General features: G+C 64.7%; 21 protein-coding genes. 11 read left to right on the top strand and 10 right to left on the bottom strand.

The annotated features are described in order from the left end of the window. Positions 1 to 214: 214 nt before the first annotated feature. Positions 215 to 925, top strand: coding sequence for an FHA domain-containing protein (locus tag CLV01_RS04480; protein WP_099734896.1), 711 nt, complete (start codon positions 215 to 217; stop codon positions 923 to 925). A gap of 224 nt (positions 926 to 1,149) precedes the next feature. Beyond that, on the top strand, positions 1,150 to 1,641 hold the full coding sequence (locus CLV01_RS04475; protein ID WP_099735226.1) for a pilin: 492 nt from the start codon (positions 1,150 to 1,152) through the stop codon (positions 1,639 to 1,641). 135 nt (positions 1,642 to 1,776) lie between these two features. On the opposite strand, the gene CLV01_RS04470 is transcribed toward CLV01_RS04475, so the two are convergent. The 3 genes from CLV01_RS04470 to moaC form a co-directional block, all read right to left on the bottom strand. After that, positions 1,777 to 3,720: an O-linked N-acetylglucosamine transferase, SPINDLY family protein gene (locus tag CLV01_RS04470; RefSeq protein WP_099734897.1), complete on the bottom strand. Its 1,944-nt coding sequence runs from the start codon at positions 3,718 to 3,720 to the stop codon at positions 1,777 to 1,779. 16 nt (positions 3,721 to 3,736) lie between these two features. Next, positions 3,737 to 4,033, bottom strand: coding sequence for a hypothetical protein (locus tag CLV01_RS04465; RefSeq protein ID WP_257221196.1), 297 nt, complete (start codon positions 4,031 to 4,033; stop codon positions 3,737 to 3,739). Between the two features lie 83 nt (positions 4,034 to 4,116). Continuing rightward, on the bottom strand, positions 4,117 to 4,587 hold the full coding sequence (moaC, locus tag CLV01_RS04460) for a cyclic pyranopterin monophosphate synthase MoaC (protein ID WP_099734898.1): 471 nt from the start codon (positions 4,585 to 4,587) through the stop codon (positions 4,117 to 4,119). Positions 4,588 to 4,740: 153 nt separating this feature from the next. Here moaC and CLV01_RS04455 point away from each other — a divergent pair, with 153 nt between their 5' ends. After that, the gene (locus CLV01_RS04455) at positions 4,741 to 6,366 is read left to right on the top strand and encodes a M48 family metalloprotease (protein WP_099734899.1); all 1,626 of its coding nucleotides are present in this window, start codon (positions 4,741 to 4,743) and stop codon (positions 6,364 to 6,366) included. On the opposite strand, the gene CLV01_RS04450 is transcribed toward CLV01_RS04455, so the two are convergent. The 3 genes from CLV01_RS04450 to CLV01_RS04440 all read right to left on the bottom strand — a co-directional run bounded on the left by CLV01_RS04450 (position 6,340) and on the right by CLV01_RS04440 (position 8,173). Then, positions 6,340 to 6,687 (bottom strand): phage holin family protein, encoded by a 348-nt coding sequence (locus tag CLV01_RS04450; protein WP_012202791.1) that lies wholly within the window; start codon positions 6,685 to 6,687, stop codon positions 6,340 to 6,342. The two genes, CLV01_RS04455 and CLV01_RS04450, sit on opposite strands and share 27 nt — an antisense overlap. A 152-nt stretch (positions 6,688 to 6,839) precedes the next feature. Then, entirely contained in the window at positions 6,840 to 7,298 is a 459-nt protein-coding gene (locus CLV01_RS04445) for a hypothetical protein (RefSeq protein WP_013804594.1), read from the bottom strand. A gap of 134 nt (positions 7,299 to 7,432) precedes the next feature. Next, positions 7,433 to 8,173 (bottom strand): TerC family protein, encoded by a 741-nt coding sequence (locus tag CLV01_RS04440; RefSeq protein ID WP_012202789.1) that lies wholly within the window; start codon positions 8,171 to 8,173, stop codon positions 7,433 to 7,435. Between the two features lie 511 nt (positions 8,174 to 8,684). On the opposite strand from CLV01_RS04440, the gene CLV01_RS04435 reads away from it, so the two are divergent. The 3 genes from CLV01_RS04435 (at position 8,685) to CLV01_RS04430 (ending at position 10,215) form a co-directional block, all read left to right on the top strand. Continuing rightward, a complete protein-coding gene (locus CLV01_RS04435; RefSeq protein WP_099734900.1) occupies positions 8,685 to 9,116 on the top strand; it encodes a DUF3717 domain-containing protein in 432 nt (143 codons plus the stop codon). Between the two features lie 80 nt (positions 9,117 to 9,196). Further along, a complete protein-coding gene (locus CLV01_RS29050) occupies positions 9,197 to 9,370 on the top strand; it encodes a hypothetical protein (protein WP_180288357.1) in 174 nt (57 codons plus the stop codon). A 140-nt stretch (positions 9,371 to 9,510) separates the two neighbouring features. Further along, on the top strand, positions 9,511 to 10,215 hold the full coding sequence (locus tag CLV01_RS04430) for an N-acetyltransferase (protein ID WP_099734901.1): 705 nt from the start codon (positions 9,511 to 9,513) through the stop codon (positions 10,213 to 10,215). 26 nt (positions 10,216 to 10,241) lie between these two features. Here CLV01_RS04430 and CLV01_RS04425 read toward each other — a convergent pair whose 3' ends face one another. Beyond that, positions 10,242 to 10,802, bottom strand: coding sequence for a YaeQ family protein (locus CLV01_RS04425; protein ID WP_012202786.1), 561 nt, complete (start codon positions 10,800 to 10,802; stop codon positions 10,242 to 10,244). A gap of 104 nt (positions 10,803 to 10,906) precedes the next feature. Then, on the bottom strand, positions 10,907 to 12,286 hold the full coding sequence (gene purB / locus CLV01_RS04420; protein WP_099734902.1) for an adenylosuccinate lyase: 1,380 nt from the start codon (positions 12,284 to 12,286) through the stop codon (positions 10,907 to 10,909). Between the two features lie 115 nt (positions 12,287 to 12,401). On the opposite strand from purB, the gene CLV01_RS04415 reads away from it, so the two are divergent. Continuing rightward, complete coding sequence (locus tag CLV01_RS04415) at positions 12,402 to 13,022, top strand: glutathione S-transferase family protein (protein WP_013804599.1); 621 nt, start codon at positions 12,402 to 12,404, stop codon at positions 13,020 to 13,022. 368 nt (positions 13,023 to 13,390) lie between these two features. On the opposite strand, the gene glnE is transcribed toward CLV01_RS04415, so the two are convergent. Beyond that, entirely contained in the window at positions 13,391 to 16,135 is a 2,745-nt protein-coding gene (gene glnE / locus CLV01_RS04410) for a bifunctional [glutamate--ammonia ligase]-adenylyl-L-tyrosine phosphorylase/[glutamate--ammonia-ligase] adenylyltransferase (RefSeq protein WP_099734903.1), read from the bottom strand. Positions 16,136 to 16,268: 133 nt separating this feature from the next. Here glnE and CLV01_RS04405 point away from each other — a divergent pair, with 133 nt between their 5' ends. Genes CLV01_RS04405 through CLV01_RS04390 form a run of 4 tightly spaced genes read left to right on the top strand, consistent with a single transcriptional unit; the run spans position 16,269 to position 23,986 of the window. After that, positions 16,269 to 20,414, top strand: a complete 4,146-nt coding sequence (locus CLV01_RS04405; RefSeq protein ID WP_099734904.1) for a YhdP family protein — start codon at positions 16,269 to 16,271, stop codon at positions 20,412 to 20,414. Then, positions 20,411 to 21,226, top strand: coding sequence for a carbon-nitrogen hydrolase family protein (locus CLV01_RS04400; protein WP_034389761.1), 816 nt, complete (start codon positions 20,411 to 20,413; stop codon positions 21,224 to 21,226). Before CLV01_RS04405 ends, CLV01_RS04400 begins: the two co-directional genes overlap by 4 nt. A gap of 26 nt (positions 21,227 to 21,252) precedes the next feature. Then, on the top strand, positions 21,253 to 23,340 hold the full coding sequence (locus tag CLV01_RS04395; protein ID WP_013804603.1) for a two-component system sensor histidine kinase NtrB: 2,088 nt from the start codon (positions 21,253 to 21,255) through the stop codon (positions 23,338 to 23,340). Between the two features lie 16 nt (positions 23,341 to 23,356). Then, positions 23,357 to 23,986 (top strand): response regulator transcription factor, encoded by a 630-nt coding sequence (locus CLV01_RS04390; RefSeq protein ID WP_012202778.1) that lies wholly within the window; start codon positions 23,357 to 23,359, stop codon positions 23,984 to 23,986. Positions 23,987 to 23,991: 5 nt separating this feature from the next. Here CLV01_RS04390 and CLV01_RS04385 read toward each other — a convergent pair whose 3' ends face one another. Next, on the bottom strand, positions 23,992 to 25,266 hold the full coding sequence (locus CLV01_RS04385; RefSeq protein ID WP_099734905.1) for an amino acid deaminase: 1,275 nt from the start codon (positions 25,264 to 25,266) through the stop codon (positions 23,992 to 23,994). Positions 25,267 to 25,295: the final 29 nt, after the last annotated feature.

The following is a 25,295-nucleotide window of genomic DNA, read 5'->3' as shown; positions in this document are numbered from 1 at the left end:
ACCGATGGACGCGCTTGCCTGCACCGCCCTCGCAGGTTCCAATTGTTAAAAATGATTGCAAATTCAACAATCAGAAAAAGACGATCCATAGTCTGTATCAAATACCATGGCAGACCTCGGCGCGCGCAGGCCGCAGACATAATATTTAGATACACCCCAGCTCCGGATCGCCCAGTGGATGGTGCAAGCCGGGCATAACAAAGGAACTTTGAGCATGCCGACCCTGGTCATCTCCATCGACGGCGCCGTCATCAAGGAAGTGCAGCTGGCCAAGGAGCGCACCACGCTGGGACGCCGCCCCTACAACGATATCGTGATCGACAACCTCGCCGTCAGCGGCGAGCACGCCGTTCTCAGCATCGTCGACGGCACCGTCATCATCGAAGACCTGCGCAGCACCAACGGCACCTATGTCAACGGCCAGCCCATACTGCGCCAGACCCTGAACCACGGCGACCTGCTGGACATCGGCAAGTACAAGATCCGTTTCGTGCAGCAGCAAGTCAGCGCCTCCTCGCGCTCGGCACTGGCGGCCATTGCCGCAGCAGTGGAGGCAACCCGCCCAGCCCCCTTGGCGGAAGACCTGCCATCGCAGTTCAGCACCCAGACGCCCTCAGGCTTCGACCACACACTGCCGCCTTCGATGGCCGGCCTGGCCACGCGCCAGGCTGCCATCCGCATGCTCAACGGCAACGCCGCTGGTCGCGAAGTCCCGCTGGTCAAAGTCGTCACTACGCTGGGCAAGCCCGGCGTGGCCGTCGCCTCCATCACCCAGAAGCACCACGGCTTCGTGCTCGCCCAGCTGGAAGGTGATGCCCTCAGCCTGAAGCTCAACGGCCAGGAAATCGGCCGCCGCGCCATGCCGCTGCAACATGGCGACACGGTGGAACTGGCAGGTACGCAGATGCAGTTCCTGGTGGCGTGAGGGACCCTCTTGATCCACTGACAAGGTTCGCTGTTGTTTCGTTGGCAAGCTCACCATCCTTGACAAAAATGTCACGCAAAATTGGATCGATTTGTCAGAGAATGTCGACCAGCCGTGTAATTTGCAACTAAACAATACACATGCGCGAACCTTGGCCTCAAGGCGCGACTGGCACGGCTCTTGCTCTACAGAGTATGCAATCAACCCCCTATGAGGAGAAGTTCATGAAGCGTTCCATCCAGCAAGGTTTTACCTTGATCGAACTGATGATCGTCGTGGCGATCATCGGCATTTTGGCAGCCGTTGCGCTGCCGGCTTATCAGGACTACACAACCCGCGCCAAGGTTACTGAAGGTCTTTCCCTTGCTGCCGCCGCCAAAGTGGCCGTCGCTGAGAATGCGGCCAATGGCAAGCCCTATAACGCCGGTTGGATGCCTCCTAACCCGACCAATAACGTTGCTGGTGTAACTATCGATCAAGCAGCAGGATACATCACGATCACTTATCAAACTGGCATCGCCGGCGCTGGCACGCTGATTCTCAACCCAATTGATGGCCCCAAGACTAGCGGCACTGCATTTTCCGGCGGAACCTCAACCTCCTCGAACATTCCGACCAGCGGTTCCATCAGCTGGAATTGCCGCGCTGCTGCATCCACTGGCGTCGGCACAGCTGGCACCATCCAAGCTAAGTACACACCTGCTGAATGCCGTTAATGGAATTTAAATTCCATAATAAACTTTAGCTCTCAAGAAAAGGGTGATGTGATTTTTCACATCACCCTTTTTTATCAGCAAGGAAAATTCACTCCCACCAAACACCAAACACCAAAAGATCATTCGTTAGTAAAGCTAGCGCGTTTCTCCAGAGGTTTTGCACCAATCTTCCCAAATATCCCGCCAAGCTTTTTCCAGCCCCTGCGTAAATTCAAGCGCTAGTCTTGCATTCTGCTTAGCCACTCTTTCTGGCAATATCTTACGCAAATTCGCCAATTCCTCACACCTCTGGCTCCAGTCTACAGCCCGTACCACATAGTCTTCAATATCAAGACAGCAAAACTCTGACAGCCCATACCCCTGCATTATTGACATCCCCACACGGGATATGGCACTTTCACTGCCAAGAACAATAGTCGGCAAGCCCATACCTATAGCATGTAAAGTGGTGGTCCCGCCATTGTAGGGAAAGGTATCGAGCATCAAATCGATACGTTGGTGCAGCGCAAGATATCCTTGCAAGGATAAGCGCTCTACAAATATCAGACGATCAGAGCTAACACCTTTGCGCCCCATACGCTGACGCACTTTTTGAGCATATAGGGATGTCGAATTTCCCATCAGCAAAACTGTAGCCGGTGCTCGCAAAAGAATTTCGGCCCAAGCATCCAGAGCTTCCATCGTAACTTTAGAAGGATTGTGCAGGCAGCCGAAAGTAAATTGCTTACCCGTGAGACATGGGAGTTCACGAAATACGGGAGAATTATCATCTATCGCAAAAACACCAGCAGCAGGTAGTCTCAGAAGACGTTCACTGTTGAATCGCTCCGTCATACCCACAGGATCCAGACTATGGTCCGTGATGCGCCAATCGATCGCGGTTAAGCCTGTGGTCGACTGGTATCCCAGCCACGTCATCTGTATAGGAGCAGGCTTTTTGGCGAATACGGGCAAGCGATTGTGTGCCGTGTGCCCAGAAAGATCCACCAAGATATCTATCTGCTGATCCTGAATATCACTGAACAGTTGTCCATCATTCCAGTTCCAGCAATCCACCCAACGATCTGCGTATGAGCGCAACCTCTTCGTGTGTTCATCATCGATACGATTGGTATAATAGCAGTGGATTTCAAAGCGGTCATGGTTGTGATTCTTCAATACCGGCTCAATAAAAAACCGCAGGGCATGATCGCAAAAATCACCTGAAACATAACCTATTCTCAAGACCTTCGATAGATCACGTCGATTCTGGTGAGAAGCCCACAAATTCTTATAGGGTTCTTCAAAAATTTTCGCATAGCGCCTGTGTTCAAGAAATTTATCCTGAACACTGGCATCTGATGCCGACTGCAAAAGAAAAAGATAGTTACTATAAAAATCCGGCACACTGGAATTCAACTGCATGGCTTGGCGCGAATAATTCAACGCTCTCTCCAAATCACCGCTTTGGCGGCAAGCAACTCCCAGATTGGCGAGAACATCTGCAGAACTTGGATTGATCTTGAGAGCCTGCAAATAGTATGGGATTGCAGCTTCTGTCTGATGAGCGTGGACCAAGAGGTTGGCATGGTACAATTGATATTCGAAACAGTCCGGCACACGCTCCGCAGCCTTCAATGCAATTTCCATAGCCTCTTGAGCACATCCCAGACGCACAAGCAGCTGTAAGATATCGGGATAGACCGGAAGAAAATCCGGATTGACTGCGAGTAGTCTCCGCCAACTCTTCGCCGCATCCTCCTCCAGACCCAGGGCAATCTGTGCTTTTCCTGCCAAGAACCAGGCATCCTGGCTATTCGGCAAAACTCGTATCGCCTGGAGCAAGGTCGCCAGTGCCTGCTTTGGCCTTACAGCCTGCAGATGGCTAAAACCCAGGCCAACCAACAGAGATGCGTCTGCTGAGTTGGCCAAAATTGCCTTTTCATATAGCTGTGCGGCCTCATCCCAGCGCCCTTGCGCGACAGCTTGGTTTGCCTGCACTTTTAAGTCTCGAGACAACTCTATGCGATCCAAGCCAACCAGATCAACAATCTGTTTATTCCTAGATTTTCCAAGGAAAAATTCCAGAATTTTTTTCATATTTAAACTAGGTAGATCATTGCACCTGCATCACCAGCCACTCCGTCAACTGATGAGCATATGCGTCCGGACAATCTTCATCACGCAGATGCCATAAAAAACTATTGGCAAGCTGGCTGCGCTGGTAGAAATTCAGCTTGTTTTCCATCTTGAATTTCTGCACCAATCTGTCCGCCCTAACCAGGGTCTTTTGCGCCTTCTCCATGAACTTGGCATCTTTTTTCGCTTGGGATGCATTAAGTTCCCTCATGATCAAACCTGCCAATTCCTTACCAAATATTTTTACATGCTCTGTTTGAAAAAACTTCAGCATTTTCACCTCCCTTTTTAACCACGCCAATTCTGCAATAAAATAGCACGAAAGCTCTTACCAATGGTATTAACGTCCATCAGTCATTATCGAGATGGATTTGTCTTGCCGCCCCGCTTTTCCAGCACCCTCACCCCCTCCATCACCATGCCCTTGTCCACCGCCTTGCACATGTCATAGACCGTGAGCAGGGCCGCCTGCACGGCTGTGAGCGCCTCCATCTCCACCCCGGTCGGACCAACGGTCTCGACGGTGGCAAGGCAGCGGACGGACGACGTTTCGGGCAACAGTTCGAAATCCACTGCCACCCGCGTCAACGCCAGCGGATGGCACAGCGGTATCAGGTCACTGGTCTTCTTGGCAGCCATGATGCCGGCGATGCGCGCAATGCCCAACACGTCGCCCTTCTTGGCCGAGCCGCTCTGGATGATGGCCAGGGTGGCGGGCTGCATGGTGATGCGGCCTTCGGCGACCGCGATGCGGTGGGTTGCCGGCTTGGCGCCGACATCGACCATGTGGGCCTGGCCCTGGGCGTCGAAATGGGTGAGGGAAGACATGTCACAACTCCAAAAATGCACGGGCCGGTCTACGGCAGTCCTGACACATTGGTCAGTCCTGCCATGAACGTTTGGCGAACCGAGGCATCATAGTGGGGTGTTTCACCGCCCCGTGCCGATGCACGGGCCCGGCCCCTTGGTTCTTACCTGCCCATGCGCCCATCACGCCTGAAGACACGTATCGCCGTCGGCCTGCAGCTGCTGGCGGCCTCTCTCACCATCGCAACGCATACACCGGCACAGGCCCAATTGCGCCTGCCCACGCTGGGCGATGGCGCGGCCACGACGACCAGTGACGAGCGGCGCCTGGGTGACCGCATCATCCGCTCGCTGTACCGCGATCCGGACTACATCGACGATGCGGTACTGCAGGAATATGTGGAAGGCATCTGGCAGCATCTGGTCGATGCGGCACGCACGCGTGGCGAGCTGTCGGATGAGCTGGAAGAGCGCTTTGCCTGGGAGATCCTGCTGGGGCGCGACCGATCGGTCAACGCCTTTGCGCTGCCCGGCGGCTATCTGGGGGTGCACCTGGGCCTGATCGGCGTGGTCAGCACGCGCGACGAGTTGGCATCGGTGCTGGCACACGAGTTGAGCCACGTCACGCAGCGCCATATCGCGCGACTCATTGCCCAGCAGGGCAAGCAGACGCCGCTGATGATCGGCTCGATGATTCTGGGCGCCCTGGCCGCCAGCCGCAGCCCCGATGCCGCCATGGCCATGATGATGGGCGGCCAGGCGCTGGCCGTGCAGAACCAGTTAAATTTCTCTCGCGACATGGAGCGCGAGGCCGACCGCATGGGCTACGGGCTGATGGCGCCGGCAGGGTTCGCGCCACAGGGCTTTGTGACCATGTTCGACAAGCTGCAGCAGGCCAACCGCCTGAATGACAACGGCAGCTGGCCCTATCTGCGCAGCCATCCGCTGACCACGGAACGCATGGCCGACATGCATTCGCGCCTGCCGCGTGGCGTTGCGCCTGCGCCAGCACCATCCCTGGAACACGTGATGATGGCCGCACGGGCCCGCGTGCTGTCGCGCCCCGGCGTGGATGTGCTGCGCCAGTGGGCCGAGCAGCCGCGCTCCACCAGCTTTGGCAGCCAAACCCAAACCCAGCAGGTGGCGCAGCTATATGCCGCCACGCTGAGCGCCGTGCAATTGCGCGATTGGGCCGAAGCGCGGGAAATGTCCGGGCGGCTTCAAGTGGCAACCGCCGCAGATGCCGGCGCCCAGCGGCAGGCCAGGCTGCTGCAGGCCGAACTGGAGCTGACGGCCGGCAAGCCCGGCGCCGCGTTGCAGGCGTTGCCACCGCTCTACCTGCCGGCAGCTGCGCCTGCCCAGGCCAATCCCACGGAACCCATCCCCGCCAAGACAACGGAGAGCGGCCCCAGCCTGGCCACCGTCAATGTGGTCGAAAACCGCGCCGTGCGCAGGCCGGAATTGCTGATGCGCACCCAGATCCTGCTGCGCGAGCAAGGCGCCTCCAGCATGGCGGGCCCGCTGCAGACCTGGGTGACGGACCACCCGCGTGATGCCAGCGCCTGGCAGTTGCTGGCCCAGGTGCAGCGCGCCCAGGGCCAGGAGTTGCGCGCGCTGCGCGCCGAGGCCGAGGCCCAGGTCGCGCACTACGACTACGCGGCGGCAGTGGACCGTTTCAAGGCGGCGCAGGACCTGGCCCGCAAGGGTGGACCCAAGGTGGATTTCATTGAAGCCTCCATCGTGGACACGCGGCTGCGTGCCGTGGAGGAGCTGCTAAGGGAACAGGCGCGCGAGAAGTGATTCGATGGCCAGGCCCAGCAGCGAGTAGATGAGCGCGCCCAGCATGGCCGCCCAGAAGCCCGCGACGTGAAAGCCGCTGAGCAGGCCCGAGGCTGCCCAGAACATCAGTCCGTTGACCACGAAGAGAAACAGCCCGACCGTCACGATGGTCACGGGCAGCGTCAGCACCACGAGGATGGGGCGCAGCACCGCATTGAGCAGGCCGATGACCAGCGCCGCGATCATGGCCGAGCTGAAGCTGTTGACCTGCACGCCACCATAAAGATAGGCCACGACCAGCAGCGCACCGGCGCTGAGCAGCCATTTGATCAGGATTTTCATGCGGGCAGCATAGCAGCAGCCGGCAGATCCAGGTTGAGGCGGCGCACTGGAAACCGTGGACCGGAGAGCCCCATGAAAAACGGCATCCCTTTTTCCGGGATGCCGTCCTGAAAGTGATCGCCTGACCAGAGCGGCCAGGCAGACGCCAGCCTTTAGATCATCGCTTCTTCGAACACCAGGCCCATCAGCGCGCCGATGGCCGCCAGCGTTCCCGGAAGATTCCAGCGCCGGCCCAGCGGGGCGGCAGGCGCCACGGCGGGAGCCGTAGCTTCCTGCTTGGGGCGGCGTGCATCGACGATCTGGGCCGTGCCGTGCTCCTGCTGGAGCTGGGCCACCAGTTCGGCCAGCGGGCCCTTGGCCAGCACCGGCGTGATCCTGCCAGCGCTGTCACCGAACACCGGCAGCAATTGGGCGAACAGCTTGTCCGCCCACTTGCCGCGCCAGCTTTCGCGCGCGCTGTGGCTCACCCATTTGCTGACCCGGTGGGTAATGCGCGGTGCGCAGGCCACCAGCAGCCAGTGCGAGGCCTGGGCCTGCGGCGAGGCGGCCAGGGCCTGTACCAGAGGCAGAGCGTAGGAAGCGTCATCCACGTAGACGATGATGGGGTTCAAAGCAAGTCCTTGTCGAACTGGGTTTGCGGGAGTGGGAGAGGCAGGCGGCGGGGCCGCCCTTGCCATGGATTGTCGCGAATCGGCGCGGGCGGCCCATCGGGCCAACCCGGCGCCCACCTCAACTTTTCAGCGGATCAGGCTCCGTGGGCACCGGCCTTGGGAGCAGGACGGCGCGAAGCGATGTACTTGCCCAGTGCCAGCACCAGCAGGGCTCCGAACACGCTGGCACCGTACTTGAGCATGTCGGTCTGGGGCAGCTTGACCATCCAGTCCCACTTCTCCGTATTGGCGAAGACGGGGTCGGTGACCAGCATGCCGCCGGCAATCCAGCCCAGCAGCATGCCGCCGGCCACGATGATGATGGGGAAGCGCTCCATCAGCTTGATCACGAGCTGCGAGCCCCAGACGATGATGGGGATGGAGATCAACAGGCCCAGCACGACCAGCAGCATCTGGTGCTCGCCCGAGCTCTGGGCAGCGCCGGCGATGGCGATCACGTTGTCCACGCTCATCACCAGGTCGGCAACGATGATGGTCTTGATGGCAGCCAGCAGCTTGTCGCTGCCCTGGATGTTGTCGTGGCCGTCTTCATCAGGGGCAATCAGCTTGATGCCGATCCACACCAGCAGCAGTGCGCCGACGAACTTCAGGAAGGGCAGCGCCAGCAATGTCATCGCGAAGGCGATCAGGATGACGCGCAGGATGATGGCACCCGCCGTGCCCCAGATGATGCCCTTCTTGCGTTGCTCAGGCGGCAGCTTGCGGCAGGCCAGCGCGATCACGACCGCGTTGTCGCCGCCCAGAAGGATGTCGATGATGATGATTTGGCCCAGGGCCACCCAGAACGGGGCGTGAGTCAGAAAGTCCAAGTCCATAAGGTCCTCGCTGTTGAGTAAGGCCGGCGAGAACTCCTCCCTCCTGGAGAAACACCCACCGGCACAGAAAGACCGATGCAACGCCGCAGCGCCTACCCGGGCAAGGACATGCCTGGCTCAGGGGAGAACACATTGATCGACCGTCATCAGGTCCATCAAAGGTCTTGCTCGGCTGCGGTATGCACCGCAACCCGGAAGGCCGGAAGCTTGCGCTTCGTATTGACGACCATTCCGATGCCGGCACCGTGGCTTTGCAAAAACCACCCCCGCCGGCAGAGAGCTACTCCCCTTCGAACCTGTGGATTGCAACACAAAGCCGCCACGGCACGCAAGTGAAAAAACCCTTCATTTCCACGGAAAGCGCAAGTCGCGCATCCCCCAGACCATTTATCTGCCTACCTCAAATGCTTCACTATCCATAGCAACCCTTGAGCCAACGGAGTGTTGCAGCCATGCCCGGTCACGCGCGGGCAGGCGTCTTATCATCGCTGTCCCTTCCCCCTGACCGTCCATGACCGCACTGCACATCACCGACATCGAAGCCGCCATCAACTACTGGCGTGAGCGCCATCCGTCCCCGGACGGCGTGCTGCTGCAGCCCGAAGTACGAGCCCTGGCCGAGGTGTACGCGCTGATGATCTTCTGGCATGAGAGCGAAGTACAGGTTGAGGGCTTTCCCTCGCACGCCATGGCGGCCTGGCTGGCCTGGTACGACACCACGCCCGATACGCCGTGCATCGCCATCTGCTCCACCAGCCAGGGCGACGAAAGATGCAAGGGCTGCGGCCGCAGCTTTGACGAAGTGCAGCTGTGGACCGCGATGGAGCCGGCACAAAAGCGGATGGTCTGGCGCAGGATCACGGCAGAGGGCGACTCCTGGCGTTTCACCCGCTATGCAGAACGTGCGGCCGAGCGCACGGACACATCGCGTGACTTTGGCTGATTGCTGGTTGATTGCCGGCTGATCTGCCGGATACCGCACCGGACCAGTGCGATGTTGCAGACGGCCTAATATCGGCCGCCATGCTGCAGACCGCCGCTTACCGCCACAGCCACCTTTGCTTGCGCCTCACGGCACGTGATGCGGGCGAGACGCGCGTGCCGGCCGGCAAGGCCTGGCCCGCCACGGCCACGCGCCTGCGCGAGCGTGACGCAGCACGGCTGAACATCGGCCCCCGACAGGCCGCACGGTCTTGATGCGCTGCCCTGCGCGGAACCGGGCAGCGTCGCTTCACTGAATCCGCCCTTCTTGCGCCGCCTTCATCCCTAGGCTGAAGGCGGTTGGATTTTCACGCGTCTGCCCGGCCTCAAGGCCAGCCGACGAAGCGAGCCCTGCCGTGACCTGTCTAGCCCTTGCCCCAGCCGGACCCTCTTTTGCCGCCCCCTCTTTTTCCACGCTCTTGCGCCATCTGAGCGATACCGTGGCGCATCGCGCCCTGCCCCGCTGCGCGCAACGCCACGTCACCGAGCTGCGCATCGACGTGATGCAGCCGCTGGTGGAGGGCGAGCTCGAAGCCATTCACGAGCGCCTGTACCAGCCCGGCAACAAGCTCCATGGCCTGGAGCGCCGCCCGTTGCACGACCCGCAGTTCCAGCTGCACTGGCGTGAAGCCGACGGCGAATGGTTTGCCTACGTGGAGGACATGGAGCGGCGCTGCCTGGCCGGCTACACGGTGTTCAATCGCCTGGTCGAGGTGAACAAGCGCACCGACCGGCGCGTGCGCTCGCCGCATTCGCGCTTTGCGCCGCATTACCAGCGGCGTGGCATTGCCAGCGCCGTGTATCGCAGCGTGCTGGACAAAGGCACCTGCCTGGTCAGCGGCGCACGCCAGTCGCCGGGCGCCCACGGCCTGTGGAACCATCTGGCGCGAAGCTATGACGGCCGATATGTGGGCATTGCGGACAGCAAGTCGCTCATCCATCTGGGCCGCAATGTGCCGGACGATGTCATGGACCGCCTGTCCACGCGCCGCATGCTGCTGGGCGCGGGCTGGACCGTGGAGTCCTTCGCCCAGGCCGTCCGGATGCAGTTGCCGGGTTGAGACGGGGACCTTGAGCGGGAGCCCGTTTACTTCCAGCGCAGCGGCTCGATGAAGACCGTGCCCAGGTTGCTGCTGAGCGTCAGCGCGCCTTCCTGGATGGTGGCCTGCAGCTGCATGCTGCGCTCGGCCAGCTCCGCCAGGGATTGGGATGTTTCGGAGGGAATGCGCCAGACCTGCAGCTTGTTCAGCCGCGCCAGCTTGCCCTCCAGGCCCTTCCACCAGACCTCGGCCGCATGGTGGAAGGCGTAGAGCACCACCGCATCGGATTTGTTGCAGGCCTTGGCGATGGGCTTTTCCTCGGGCTGGCCGACCTCGATCCACAGGCGCTTGGCGCCCGTGAAGTCGGTCAGCGAGACATCGGGGTCTTCGGGATCGGACAGGCCTGCGCCAAACGCCAGCGTGCCGTCGCCCTTGCACATGTCATTGAGCTGGTGTGCATTGAGGGCCAGGGCCACCAGGCGCACCATCATGCGTTCGTCCGTCTCGCTGGGATGGCGCGCCAGGGTCAGCGCATGGTCGGCGTAGTAGCCGTGGTCGATGTCGGCGATGGACAGGTTCGCCTTGAAGATGGTGGATTTGAGGGCCATGAGACAGAACCTATCAAAAACAAGAGCTGCCGCAGCAAGCCTGTGCTTGCATCGGCAGCCCTGAATGGTTGAAGCGCGCCCTTCATGGCGCGGCAAAGGATGGATTAGACGCGGCGGGCCAGCTCGGCCGCCTTGCCCACATAGGAGGCAGGCGTCATGGCCAGCAGGCGATCCTTGTCGGCCTGGGGGATTTCCAGGCCGTTGATCAGGCGGTGCAGGTCTTCGGCCTGCACGGTCTTGCCGCGCGTGACTTCCTTGAGCTTTTCGTAGGCGCCCTGCACGCCGTAGCGGCGCATGACGGTCTGGATGGGCTCGGCCAGGACTTCCCAGGCGTGATCCAGGTCTTCCTGCAGGCGCTCTTCGTTGAGTTCGAGCTTGTTCAGGCCCGTCATCAGCGAGCTGTAGGCCAGCGTGGCATAGCCCATGGCCACGCCGATGTTGCGCAGCACGGTGGAGTCGGTCAGGTCGCGCTGCCAGCGCGAGATGGGCAGCTTTTCGGCCAGGTGCTTGAGCAGGGCGTTGGCCAGGCCCAGGTTGCCTTCGGCATTCTCGAAGTCGATGGGGTTGACCTTGTGCGGCATGGTGGACGAGCCGATCTCGCCGGCCTTCAGGCGCTGCTTGAAGTAGCCCAGGGATACATAGCCCCAGACATCGCGCGAGAAGTCGATGAGGACGGTGTTGGCGCGCGCGATGGCGTCGAACAGCTCGGCCATGTAGTCATGCGGCTCGATCTGGATCGAGTAGGGCTGGAAGCTCAGGCCCAGGCCCTGGGGCTCGGGCGACTCGATCACCTTCTTGCTGAAGGCTTCCCAGTCGAACTCGGGCCAGGCCGACAGATGGGCGTTGTAGTTGCCGACGGCGCCATTCATCTTGGCCAGGAGCTTGACCTCGGCGATGCGGGCAGAGGCCTTTTCCAGGCGCACCAGCACGTTGGCGATTTCCTTGCCCACGGTGGTGGGGCTGGCGGTCTGGCCGTGCGTGCGGCTGAGCATGGGAACGGCCGCGTAGGCGTGGGCCATCTCGCGCAGCTTGGCGGTGATGCCCGTCAAGGCCGGCAGCAGCACGCTGTCACGACCGGCGCGCAGTTGCAGCGCGTGGCTGGTGTTGTTGATGTCTTCGCTGGTGCAAGCAAAGTGCACGAATTCGGCGGCCTTGAGCAGCTCGGGACGGCCGTCGAACTTGCCCTTGATCCAGTACTCCACGGCCTTGACGTCGTGGTTGGTGGTCTTTTCGATGTCCTTGATGGCCACGGCATCGGCCTCGGAGAAGTTCTTCACCAGGTCCTGCAGATAGACGCGCGCGCCTTCGGACAGGGGCTTGAACTCGGCAAAGCCGGCATCCGACAGGGCGATGAACCAGGTCACCTCCACCTGCACGCGGCGGTGCATGTATCCCATCTCGCTCATGATCGGGCGCAGAGGAGACAGTTTGGCGGCGTAGCGGCCGTCGAGCGGGGACAGGGCGGAGATGTGCGGCAGATTCATGGGCCGTGATTGTAGGTGCGCGCGGCAAAAACGGGGGCTGTAGGGGGAGATCGCCGGGCAGCGCATAGAATCGGCTGCCCGCCCATGGGCCGCCTCTTCGCCACGGAAAACAGCCATGAAACTGATAGGTTCCTCCACCAGCGCCTACGTACGCAAGGTACGCGTCGTACTGGCCGAGAAAAGGCTCGACTATCAGTTCGTCGAGGAAAACCCCTGGAGCCGCGAGCTGTCGCCGGGCACCGGCAACCCGCTGGGCAAGGTGCCACGCCTGGTCATGGACGGCAGCGATGCCATGTTCGACTCGCGCGTGATCGTCGAATATCTGGACACACTTTCCCCGGTAGGCAAGCTGATCCCCGGCACAGGCCGCGAGCGTGCCGAGATCAAGACCTGGGAAGCCCTGGCAGATGGCGTGCTGGACGCCGGAGCCCTGGCCCGCCTCGAAGCCACCTGGGATGGCCGCAGCGAGGAGCAGCGTTGCCAGGCCTGGATAGACCGCCAGCTGGCCAAGGTGCGCGCCGCACTGAACGTGATGTCCCAGGGCCTGGGCGACAAGCCGTATTGCTGCGGCATCCACTTCACCCTGGCCGACGTGTGCGTGGGCTGTGCCCTGGGCTGGCTGGACTTTCGCTTTCCCGAACTGGACTGGCGCGCCGACCACCCCAATCTGGCCACCTTGCAGGCCAAGCTGGCGGAACGCGCCAGCTTTGCGGCCACACGCCCGCCCCAGCCCTGAAAACGGGTCACCCCCGCAACGACAACTGCAGCGGCAACAAAAAAGGCCACCCGATGGGTGGCCTTTTTGCTGGCATAAAAAAGTTGCGAAGCATCCCGAAACGAATAAAGAGAGGGAGGGAGGAGAAGCGCTTCGGGCGGAACAGTTCAGGACTGTGGCCCCAGAGGCTTCGCAACGTGAAATTCGGTCTGGATACCCTCTCTCGTCAACCTGTCCAATAGATGAGCTACTTTTGCAGAAGTTCCAGGGGTCGGGGGCGGGAAAAATGTAACATTTTGACGAGGAGCGTCATTCTGCTGTAGGCCGTGTTCGATGGATGCTGACGGGAGGGCGTCGGCCAGGGCAGACCACCTTCCCTCCTCGCATCCTCACACCAAAGCGGCCCCCGTGAAAACCGCGTCCCACAGGGCCTTGACCGGCGCGCTGAGCGGTTCGGCCTGGCCCGGCACCAATTGGGCCGTCCGCTCGTCCAGCCGCGCTACGTGCTGCAGGCGGCGCAGTTCACGGTAGGCCCGGGCGGCCTGCTGGCCCACGCCTGCAGGCAGCAGGCCCGCCTCTTCCGCACGCTGCAGCAGCGCGATGTTGCCCAGATTGGCCATCAGCCCCGGATGCAGGGCCGATTGCGAGAGAACCAGGTACTGGACGGCGAACTCCACATCGACCATGCCGCCGGGGCTGTGCTTGACGTCGAAGAGGCCGCCGCGCACCGGATGCGCGCTGCGAACGCGTTCGCGCATGGCCACGATCTCGTCGCGCAGGGCCGCGGCGTCGCGCGGCGCGGTGATCACGGCCTCGCGCACGGCGTCGAAGCGTGCCTGCAGATCGTCGCTGCCCAGCACGAAGCGCGCCCGCGTCATGGCCTGGTGCTCCCAGGTCCATGCCGTGTTGCTGCCGCGCTGCTGCTGGTAGTTGGCATAGGAGGCAAAGCTGGTCACCAGCAGGCCGGAGTTGCCGTTGGGGCGCAGCGCGGTGTCGATCTCGAACAGATCGCCCTCGCCCGTCTTGACGGCCAGCCAGTTGATGAGCTTGCGCACAAAGGCGGCATAGATCTCGGAGGCGTGCTCGTCGTCGTCATCGAAGACGAAGACGATGTCCAGGTCGCTGCCGTAGCCCAGCTCCTTGCCGCCGAGCTTGCCGTAGCCAATGATGGCGAATTGCGGCGACTCGCGGTGGCGGTTCTTGAGCCGGCTCCAGCACCAGCTGGCCGTCACGCGCAGCACGCAGTCGGCCAGCGCACTGAGGTCGTCCGCCACCTGCTCGACCGTGATGCGGCCCTCGATATCACGCGCCAGCGTGCGAAAGACCTCGGCATGGTGGGCGCGGCGCAGCAAGTTCAGCAGGGTTTCGTCGTCGTCCTCGCCCGTGGTCTGCAGCGCGGCCAGGCGCAGGGCCAGCTCATGCTCGAAATCCATGGGAGAGAAGCGCTCGCCCAGCATGGCGTCGTTGGCCAGCTCGTCGATCACGCCCGGGTGCTGCTGCAGATAGCGCGCGGGCCAGCGCGCCGCGCCCAGCAGGTCCAGCAGCCGCTCGTGCACGGCAGGGCGCTCCAGCAGCAGGGCCAGATAGCTTTCGCGGCGCAGCAGCGGCTCCAGCCAGTTCAGAAAGCGCACTGCGGCGTCTTCGGGCACGCTGCGCTCGGCCACCCATTGCGCCGTGCGCTGCACAAGGCGGAACAGCCGGCTGCGCGCCTCGTCGCGCAGGTTGGCGATGCGGGCGTTGCCGCGCCAGTCGGCCACGTGGGCGGCCAGGGCGGGTGGCAGCTGCTCCATGAGTCCATCGATCTCGCGCGGCGTTCCTCCCTGGGCAGGACTGCGGGCGCCGTTGCATCGGCCCGCGCTGCATTGCGGCGGGGCCGAGCCGCCGAGCAGGGTGTCGAACTCCTCGGCCACCTTTTCACGGTGGGCGTCGAACTGGTGCAGGAAGGCGCAGGTATCGGCAAAGCCCATGGTGCGCGCAATCCATTCGAGGTCGTCATCGCGCGTGGGCAGCACATGGGTCTGCTGGTCGTCCAGGTACTGGATGCGGTGCTCGACACGGCGCAAAAAGGTATAGGCCGCGCCCAGGGCGTCGGCCACTTCCTGGCTCATGAGGCCGGCGCGCGCCAGGCGCCCCAGCGCCTCCAGCGTGGGGCGGCAGCGCAGCTCGGGGAACTGGCCGCCACGCACCACCTGCAGCAATTGCACGGTGAATTCGATCTCGCGGATGCCGCCGCGCGAGAGCTTGACGTCATTGGAGCGGCCGGGATGGCCCGCGCTGCGCCGCGCCGCATGCTCGCGGATCTGGCGGTGCAGCGAACGCAGCGCATCGAAGACCGCGTAATCCAGATAGCGGCGAAAGACGAAAGGCAGGACCACGGCGCGCAGCGCCTGCACCTGCGTGGAGCGCACGCTGTCCATGGGCGCCACCACCCGGCTCTTGAGCCAGGCGAAGCGCTCCCACTCGCGGCCATGGGTCTGCAGATACTCTTCCAGCGAGGCCAGCGAGACAGCCGACGGCCCCGAGTTGCCGTTGGGCCGCAGCGCCAGGTCCACGCGGAACACGAATCCGTGCTCGGTGGTGTCGCCGATCAGGCCATAGATGCCTTTGACAACGCGCGCGAAGTACTCATGGTTGGAGAGAACGCCGCGCCCGTCAGGCAGGCCGGCCGTGTCGCCGTCCTGCTCGTAGACGTAGATCAGGTCGATGTCGCTGGAGACATTGAGCTCGCGCGCGCCCAGCTTGCCCATGCCGATGATCCACAGCTGCACGGGCCGGCCCTCGGGGCCTTGCGGTGCGCCATGGCGCGCATCGAGTTCGGCGCGCACCTGGATGCAGGCGCGCTCCAGCGCCAGCTCGGCCAGCTCGGTCACGGCCCGCGTGACCACGGCCAGCGGCGCCTGCTGCTCGCAGTCGAGCACCATGGTGCGCTCCATGACCAGCTGGCGCAGCACGCGCAGCGCGGCCGACAGATCCAGCCCGCGCTCCAGCAGCGCCGCCAGGGCCTGCTCCATGGAGGCACGCTCGGGCGGACCCGGCGGCAACAGGCTCAACTCGTCGCCATAGCGACGATGCAGCCGTTGGTGGAAACGGGAATAGGCGGCCTGTGCGGGGACATTCAAGGCCGTGTCTGCCATTGCGTGCTCTGAGGATTGCATACGGAACGCGAAAGAAGCGGCCACTCACGCGCAGAGGGATCGCAGCAACCCTTGGTTACCGTCCGGCCCCTGAGGGTGCCGGTCATAATTCCCGTCATAGCTGATGCCGCCGATGATCGAACCGAAACCGCACCCCACACGCCTGACCCGTTGGATGGCCGGCCTTGCGCGGTGGTCACTGGGGCTGGTCCTGGCCTTCTGGCTGGTCCTGGGCTCCGTGTGGGGGGTGCTCCATGGCTGGATTGTGCCGCGAATCGGCGAATGGCGTCCTCAGCTGGAATCCCTGGCCTCACGCACGCTGGGCCTACCCGTGCGCATAGGCAGCATCACGGCCCGCAGCGAGGGACTGGTCCCCCGGTTCGAGCTGGGCGACGTGGTGGTCGAAGACCCAGAACACTCCGCGGACGCCCTGCGCCTGCCCAGCGTGGTGGTGGCCGTTTCGGCCCGCTCGCTGATGCGCCTGGGCGTGGAGCAGATCTATATCGACCGCCCCGAACTCGTGGTCCGCCGCGCGGCCGATGGCCGTGTCTTCGTGGCCGGCATCGAGATCAGCCCTTCATCGGGCGGGGACAATGCCGCCGCCGACTGGCTGTTTTCCCAGACCGAGCTGGCCCTGCGTGGCGGCAGCCTGCTGTGGGTGGACGAACTGCGCCAGGCACCGCCGCTGGCCTTGCGCGATGTGGATCTGGTGCTGCGCAACAAGGGCTGGAGCCACGGAATCCGCCTGGATGCCACGCCGCCCGAAGGCTGGGGCGAACGCTTCATGCTTGCCGGCCTGTTCCGCGAGCCGCTGCTGTCCACGCACGAGGGCAACTGGCAGCGCTGGAGCGGACAGGCCCATGCGATGTTCACGCAGATCGACCTGTCCCGGCTCGGGCAGTACATGGATACGTCCGACCTGCGCCTGCAGCAGGGCCGGGGCGCACTGCGCGCCTGGATCGACCTGCGCCAGGGCCAGCCCGTGGGCGCCATGGCCGATGTGGCGGTGAATGCCCTGCAACTGCAGTGGCGCGAAAACCTGGAGCCGCTGCAACTGCAGGCGCTGACGGGCCGGCTGAGCGTGCAGCACCAGGACGGCTGGCGCTTCGCCGCGCAGAACCTGGAGTTCTCCACGGGTGACGGCCTGCACTGGCCTGCCGGCAATCTGCGCGCGCGCTACAACCCTGCGGGCGCCAGCACGCAGGGGGCGCTGGGCGAGCAGGGCGAGTTCCAGGCCGATGGCATTGACCTGGCAATCCTCGCCCAGCTGGGCCAGCGCCTGCCGCTGCCAGAGCAGCTGCAGCGCCATCTGGCCGACATGGCCCCGGCCGGCCAGCTGCGCCAGTTCCAGGGAAGCTGGCGCGGCCCGCTGCAGGCTGTGCAGCAGTACAAGGCCAGCGGCGAGCTGCAGCAGCTGTCGATCGACGGAGTGGCATCGTCCGAAGGCCCCACGAAGCCGGGCATGCCCGGCATCAAGGGCCTGAACGCGCGCTTCTCGCTGGACCAGGACGGCGGACAGGCCCAGCTGGAGATGGAGGGCACGGGGCAGCAGCCGGCCGCGCTGTCCTTTCCTGGCGTCTTCGAGGAACCCGAGATCCCGCTGCACCGCCTGCAGGCCAGCCTGCGCTGGCAGTTGCGCGGACAGGCCATCAGCCTGCAGGTGCCCAGCCTGCGTTTTGCCAACGATGACACCGAGGGCGAGGCCCGTGCGCAATGGCACACCGGCGACGGCAGCGACAAGCACCCGCGCTTTCCGGGCGTGCTGGACCTGCAGGGCCAGCTGCGCAACGCCGACGGCACGCGCGTACACCGCTACCTGCCGCTGGAAATCCCCGCCGATGCGCGCCACTACGTGCGAGAGGCCATCCACGCTGGGCGCGCAAGCACGGTGAACTTCAAGGTGCGCGGCCACCTGGACCACGTGCCGGCCGAAAAGCCCAGCCAGGGCGAGTTCCATATCGCTGCCAAGCTGCATGACGTGCACTATGAATATGTGCCGCCCCATCTGCTCACGCATGGCGAGGCGCCCTGGCCGGCCCTGGTCGATCTGTCGGGTGAGCTGGTCTTCGACCGTTCATCGATGGCCGTGCGCAATGCACGCGGCGAGTTCGCGGGCTACCCGCAGCTGCAGATGCGCGACATCCAGGCCAGCATTCCCAACCTGGGCCACACCGAGGTGGCCGTCACCGCCAAGGGCCAAGGCCCGCTGGCCGACATGCTGGGCGTGGTCAAGACCTCGGCCCTGTCGGCGCTGACCGGGCACGTGCTGGACGGCAGCGAGGCCACGGGCGCCGCGCAACTGGCCCTGCAGCTGCAATTGCCCATCGACCATCTGGACCGCAGCAAGGTGTCTGGACAGGTCACGCTGGCGGGCAACTCACTGCAGCTCGATGATCAGACGCCCCATCTGAGCCAGCTGCGCGGGGCCGTCAAGTTCTCCGAAACCGGCTTCTCGCTGGCCGGCCTGCAGGCGCGCGCGCTGGGCGGTGAGCTGCGCGCCGATGGCGGCATGCAGGCGCTGGCGCGCAATGCGCCGGCCACCGAATCGTCCGTCAAAGTGCGCGTGCAGGGCACGGCCACGGCACAGGGGCTGCGCGAAGCCAGGGAACTGGGCTGGGTGGCCGACCTGGCCCGCCATGCCGAGGGCCAGTCGCCCTATTCCCTGCTGCTGAAGGTGCGGCGCGGAACACCCGAAATCCAGGTCCAGTCCAGCCTGCAAGGCATGCGCATCAACCTGCCCGCCCCGCTGGGCAAGGCGGCGGAGTCCATCCAGCCATTGAACGTGAGCCACCAGCTCGCACCCGCCAGCTTCACCTCGCCCGATGCCCCGCTGCGCGACCAGATCAGCGTGCAACTGGGCGATACGGGCTCGGTGTTCTATGAGCGCGACATCAGTGGCAAGCACAGCCGTGTGCTGCACGGCAGCATCCTCATCGGCCAGGAAGCGGGCACGGCCTCCACTTCGGGCCAGGGCGTGCAGGCCCACGTGCAGCTGCCGCTCTTCAATCTCGACGACTGGCTGGCACTGGCGCCGCAGTCCAGCGGCGCCAAGCCGGAGCCCGCCGATGCCGCGGACCCGGCGCGCGAATACCTCCCCGACCGGCTGACCCTGCGCGTCAAGCAACTGCAGGCCAAGGGGCGGCAGCTGCACGACGTGGTGGCGGGCATCTCGCGCGATGGCGGCTCGTGGCACAGCAACCTCGCCTCCCAGGAGCTTGACGGCTACGTGGGCTTTCGCGAAGGCACGGATGCCCAGCCCGAAGGGCAGCTGGTGGCCCGGCTGTCGCGCCTGACGGTGCCCGAGGCCAAATCCGACCGCGTGGACGCCCTGTTCAGCGAGGGGCCGCGCCAGCTGCCGGCCCTGCAGATCGTGGTGGACGACATGCACCTGTCAGGCCACGCCCTGGGCCGCCTGGAAGTGGAGGCCCGCAACCGCCCCGTTCCCGGCGATGCGGCGGCGCGCGAATGGCAGTTGTCGCGCTTCAACATCGCCACGCCCGAGGCCACGCTGACGGCCAGCGGCCAGTGGCGCCTGCCCCAGGGCCAGTCCGAGCACCCGGGACGCAGCCAGTTGCAGTTCCAGCTGGACCTGCGCGACGTGGGCAAGCTGCTCACGCGCTTTGACATGCCCGGCGTGGTGGGCAACGGCAAGGGCGTGCTGCAGGGATCGGCGGGCTGGACGGGCTCGCCCATCACGCCCGACTTCCGCAGCCTCTCTGGCTCCATGCACCTGGATGTGCAGACCGGCCAGTTCCTCAAGGCCGAACCGGGCCTGGCCAAGCTGCTGAGCGTGCTCAGCCTGCAGGCGCTGCCCCGCCGGCTGACGCTGGATTTCCGCGATGTATTCAGCAACGGCTTCGCCTTCGACTTCATGCGCGGCGACGTGCAGATCACCGACGGTGTGGCGCGCACCAACAACATGCAGATGAAGGGCGTCAACGCCGCCGTGCTGATGGAGGGCACGGCCGACCTGGTCCAGGAGACGCAGAATCTGCATGTGGTGGTGGTGCCCGAGATCAATGCCATGACGGCCTCCCTGGTGGCCACGGCCATCAACCCCGTGGTCGGCCTGGGCAGCTTCCTGGCGCAGGTGCTGCTGCGCGGCCCGCTGATCGCGGCGGCCACCAAGGAATTCCGCATCGACGGCAGTTGGGACGAGCCCCAGGTCACGGCCCTGCCGCGGCGCCGGGCCACGACACCCTCCGATCCTGCCGCCAACAGCCCCGCCAGCACGCCCTCCGGCGCCACCGAGCCCGCTTCTTCAGGAGAGAACCCATGAAAATCGCAGCCCTGCAAATGGTGTCGGAACCCGATGTGCGCGCCAACCTCGACCAGGCGCTGGCACTGCTGCGCCAGGCGCGCGACCAGGGGGCCGAACTCGCGGCCCTGCCCGAGTATTTCTGCGCCATGGGCCTGCGCGACACCGACAAGCTGGCCTACCGCGAGAGCTTCGGCGCAGGCCCCATCCAGGACTTCCTGCGCCGCGCCGCGCGCGAGCTGCAGCTGTGGATCGTCGGCGGCACCCTGCCCCTGGTGGCCGATGACGATGCCCATGTGCTCAACAGCTCGCTGGTGTTCTCGCCCCAGGGCGAATGCGTGGCGCGCTACGACAAGATCCACCTGTTCCACTACGACAACGGACGCGAGCGCTACACGGAAGCCGCCGTGGTCCAGGCGGGCCACACGCCCGTGACCTGCGACATCACCTCGCGCGAGGGAGAGACCTGGCGCCTGGGTCTGAGCGTGTGCTACGACCTGCGTTTTCCCGAGCTGTACCGCCGCCTTGCCGAGCAGGGCGCCGACCTGCTGCTGGTGCCCGCCGCCTTCACCCACATCACGGGGCTGGCGCACTGGGAAGTGCTGCTGCGCGCCCGCGCCATCGAAAACCAGGCCTACCTGCTGGCGCCCGCCCAGGGCGGCCACCATGAAAACGGCCGCCGTACCTGGGGCCACAGCCTGCTGGCCGATCCCTGGGGCATGGTGCTGGCCCAGCAGGCCGAGGGCGCCGGCGTGGTGCTGGGCGAGATCAAGCGCGAGCGCCTGGCGCATGTGCGCCGCCAGCTGCCGGCTCTGGAGCACCGCGTCCTGTGAATCCACCGCACCCGCCAATGCCGCCCATGCCGGCCATGTCACCGATGTCGCCCATGCCCGAAGGCCGCTGGCCCTGGCGCCGCTGGCGCACGGCCTGGCGCCGCTGGTCGCTGTGGAGCCTGCTGGTCGCCCTGGTCCTGAGCATGCTCGTCACCATGGTCTGGCTGGCCGGGCGCTACGAGGCCTCCCAGGTCCAGGACAAGCTGGAGCGCGACACGGCCAATGCCGTGGCCGACATACGCGCCGCGCTCAACCGCAACCTGCAGGACCTGCAGGCGCTGAACGCGCCCGACAACGAGCCCGCCGAATGGAAGACCCGCGCCGCCGAGCTGCTGCAGGTGCGCCGCGAACTGATGCGCATCGAGTGGCGCGACGCGGGCCTGCAGATCCGCTCCCATGCCGAGACCCCCTATCGCAATGTGCAGTGGGAAGACCAGCTGCGCACGAACAACACCCACCCCGAGGCCGTGCTGACCTGCACGCACGCGCGCCGCCTGAACGGCCCCGCCTACTCGCCCAGCTACTTCCAGCTGCTGGCCGAGGGCCTGGGCACGGAGATGATGGAGGTCTGCCTGCCGCTGACGCAAAGCGGCCACATCATCGGCTTCGTCATCGGCACCTACAGCCTGCAAAGCCTGCTGATTACCCAGGTCAGCAAGAACCTGCCGCGCACCCAGGAAGTGTCCTTCACCGAGCCCGACGGCACGCGCCTGGCCCTGCTGGGCGCCTCCTGGCGCGGCACGCGCATGTTCACGGCGCAGCAGCTGCTGGATCTGCCCGGCAGCACCCTGGTGCTGCGCATGGACAGCTGGCACCGCGCGCCCAGCGTGTTCCCCAACGTGCTCACGGCCCTGGTGACGCTGATGTCCATCGCCCTGGTCTCCGTGGTCGCCGTGCTGGTGCGCGACAACCGCCGCCGCCTGCGTGCCGAGCGCGACCTGGGCGATGCGCTGGCCTTTCGCAAGGCCATGGAGGACTCGCTGGTCACGGGCCTGCGCGCGCGCGACCTGCAGGGCCGCATCAGCTATGTGAATCCGGCCTTCTGCAACATGGTGGGCTTTACGGCCGAGGAGCTGCTGGGCCTGAGCATCGCGCCCTACTGGCCGCCCGAGCGCGCCGAAATCTACGCGCGCCGGCGCGACAACCGCCTGTCCGGCAACGCACCGCCGCCGCGCGAGGGCCACGAAAGCATCTTCATGCGCAAGGACGGCACACGCATTCCGGTGCTGATCTTCGAGGCGCCGCTGATCAACGCCCAGGGCCAGCACACGGGCTGGATGAGCGCCTTCATCGACATCAGCGAGCAAAAGCGCATGGAAGAGATCTCGCGCGCCTCGCAGGAGCGCCTGCAGGCCACGGCCCGCCTGGCCACCGTGGGCGAAATGGCTTCGCTGCTCAGCCATGAACTCACCCAGCCGCTGGTGGCCATCTCCAGCTACGCCACAGGATCGCTGAACATGCTGGGCAGCGACGACGGTGCGGCAGGCAGCGCCGGCAACGAAGCCCATCTGCGCCAGCAGTTGCAGGACTTGCGCATGGCCATGGAGCGCATCAGCTTCCAGGCCGACCGTGCAGGCCGCGTGATCAAGAGCGTGCGCGACTTCGTGCGGCGGCGCGACCAGTCACGCGAAGTCATAGGTGCCGCCGAACTCATAGACGCCGTGCTGCCGCTGGTCAGCCTGCAGGCGCGCAACCTGGGCGTGCGCGTGACCACCGATATCGAGCCCGGCCTGTCGCCCGTGCTCTGCGATCCGACCATGATCGAGCAGGTGCTGCTCAACCTGGCGCGCAACGGCATGCAGGCCATGGACTCGCCCGAGACCGTGGACCGCGAACTGCAGTTGCGCGTGCGGCGCGCGGCCGCCAGCACGCGCCGCAGCTGGGTGGAATTCGCCGTCATCGACTGCGGCAGCGGCATCCCCAAGCATGTGGCGGAGCAGTTGTTCACGCCCTTCTTCACCACGCGCAACGAGGGCATGGGCCTGGGCCTGAGCCTGTGCCGCACCGTGGTCGAACAGCATGGCGGCCACCTGCAGCACAGCCCGCACAGCCCGCGCGGAACCGTCTTCGCCTTCACGCTGCCGACCCACAACCCGGCACAGGTGGAACCATAGATGGAACAATAGGCCCATGGAACCTGTACCCGACGCCACCGTCTACATCGTCGATGACGACACCGATGTACGCGAAGCGCTGGCCTGGCTGCTGCGCTCGCGCCGCCTGCTCAGCGAATGCTATGACAGCGCAGAGGCCTTCGACGCCATGCTGCAGTCGCGCCCGCCGCCACGCAATCCCTGCTGCCTGCTGCTGGACATGCGCATGGGCGGCATGAGCGGGCTGGCGCTGTTCAACCTCATGCTGGAGCGCAACCAGATCGCGGGCATGCCCGTGATCTTCCTGACCGGCCATGCCGACGTGCCCACGGCCGTGGACACGGTCAAGCGCGGCGCCTTCGATTTCTGCGAGAAGCCCTTTTCGGACAACGCGCTCGTGGACCGCATCGAGCAGGCGCTGGAACTGTCAGCCCAGCACCAGGCCGAGACCCGCGCTCGCGAGGCCGTGCGTGCACGCTTCAACGAACTGACGGAGCGCGAGCGCGACGTGATGCGGCTGGTGGTGGAAGGCATTCCCAACAAGCTCATCGCCGACCAGCTGGACATCAGCGTGCGCACCGTCGAAGTCCACCGCGCGCGCGTCTTCGACAAGATGCAGGTCAAGTCGGCCGTGGAACTGGCCAACCTGCTGCGCACGCACGGCTGACTCCTTCAGAAATACGTGGCGATCACGTCGACCACGTCATAGCGGTCATTGACGACGGCCATCTGCCGCCATTTGTCGAAGGTCAGGCAGGGGTGGGAGATATCGAAGGCCAGCATGTCGCCGACGCGCAGGCCATCGTCCTCGGCCACTTTCAGGAAAGCATGCTGGTCCATCATGGCCGTGACCTCCCAATGGGGCGGTGCGGCCACCGGCGCGGCATCACCGGGGCGGTAGCGCAGCGCGGGCCTGGGCGGCACGGCCTCGAAGGCGGTATCGCGCTTGCCCAGCGCCACGATGGCGCGGCCAGGCTCGGGCAGTGACTGCACATAGGCCCAGACCTGCAGCGCAGGCAGAAGGCTGGCACGCATCTGCTGCGCCACGGGGTTGGTCTGGTCGATGCGCTGCTGCGCTGCCTGGTAGATGCCCGCATCATGCGTGAGATAGCAGCCGGGGCGCAGCACCAGATCCAGCGCTCCCCCAATATCGGCCTTGCCGAATTCCTGGGCCACCACGTCGTACCAGGCCGAGCCGGCTCCCGTGAGCACGGCCGGGCTGCGCTGCAATCGTCCATCGCGTGCGAGCCGCTCAAGCCAGAGAACGGCACGCCGCAGCAGGGTGCGGATGGCGTCCTCTTCCTTGAGCACGCCCTCGTAGACCTCGATGCCGGCCAGCCGCACGGCCGCGCCAGCCCTTGCCAGCGCGTCCAGCAGCGGCTGCATCTGCGCATCGGAGCGCACACCCGTGCGCCCGCCGGGCGGGCCCAGCTCGATCAGCACCTGCACGGACTGGCCCGCCGCGCCAAAGAAGGCCGCCAGTTGCTCGACCTGCTCGGCGCAGTCCACCAGGCAGAAGAACTCGAAACCGGGATCGGCCAGCAGCTCGGCCACGGCGGCCATATTGCGCCGTCCGATCAGCTGGTTGGCCATGAGCACGCGGCGCACGCCGTGGGCATGGGCCACGCGTGTCTGCTGGGCGGTCGCCAAGGTGATGCCCCAGGCGCCCGCATCGATCTGCTGGCGGAACAGGCGGGGCGCCATGGTCGTCTTGCCGTGGGGCGCGAGCTTGGCGCCGTAGGCGTCCACAAAGCGCTGCATCCAGGCCAGGTTGTGCGCCAGGCGCGACTGCGAGAGCACGGCGGCCGGCAGGCCCAGATCCTCGCGCAGCAGGTTCCAGCCCTGCGCTGCGGCGTCCTGCGGCGCACAGGGCGCCGACAGCGCACCCAGGCCCTTGTCGAGCGGGCTGACCACGTCGGCCATGCCTGCTGTGCTTGCTTCACTCATACGGCTCCCCATTGATGGATGGGTGCCAG

Origin of the sequence: Delftia sp. 60 (assembly GCF_002754395.1) — a bacterium.
Lineage (GTDB): Bacteria > Pseudomonadota > Gammaproteobacteria > Burkholderiales > Burkholderiaceae_C > Comamonas > Comamonas acidovorans.
Note: the sequence above shows the minus strand (reverse complement) of the source record. Positions and strands in the feature narration are given on the sequence as shown.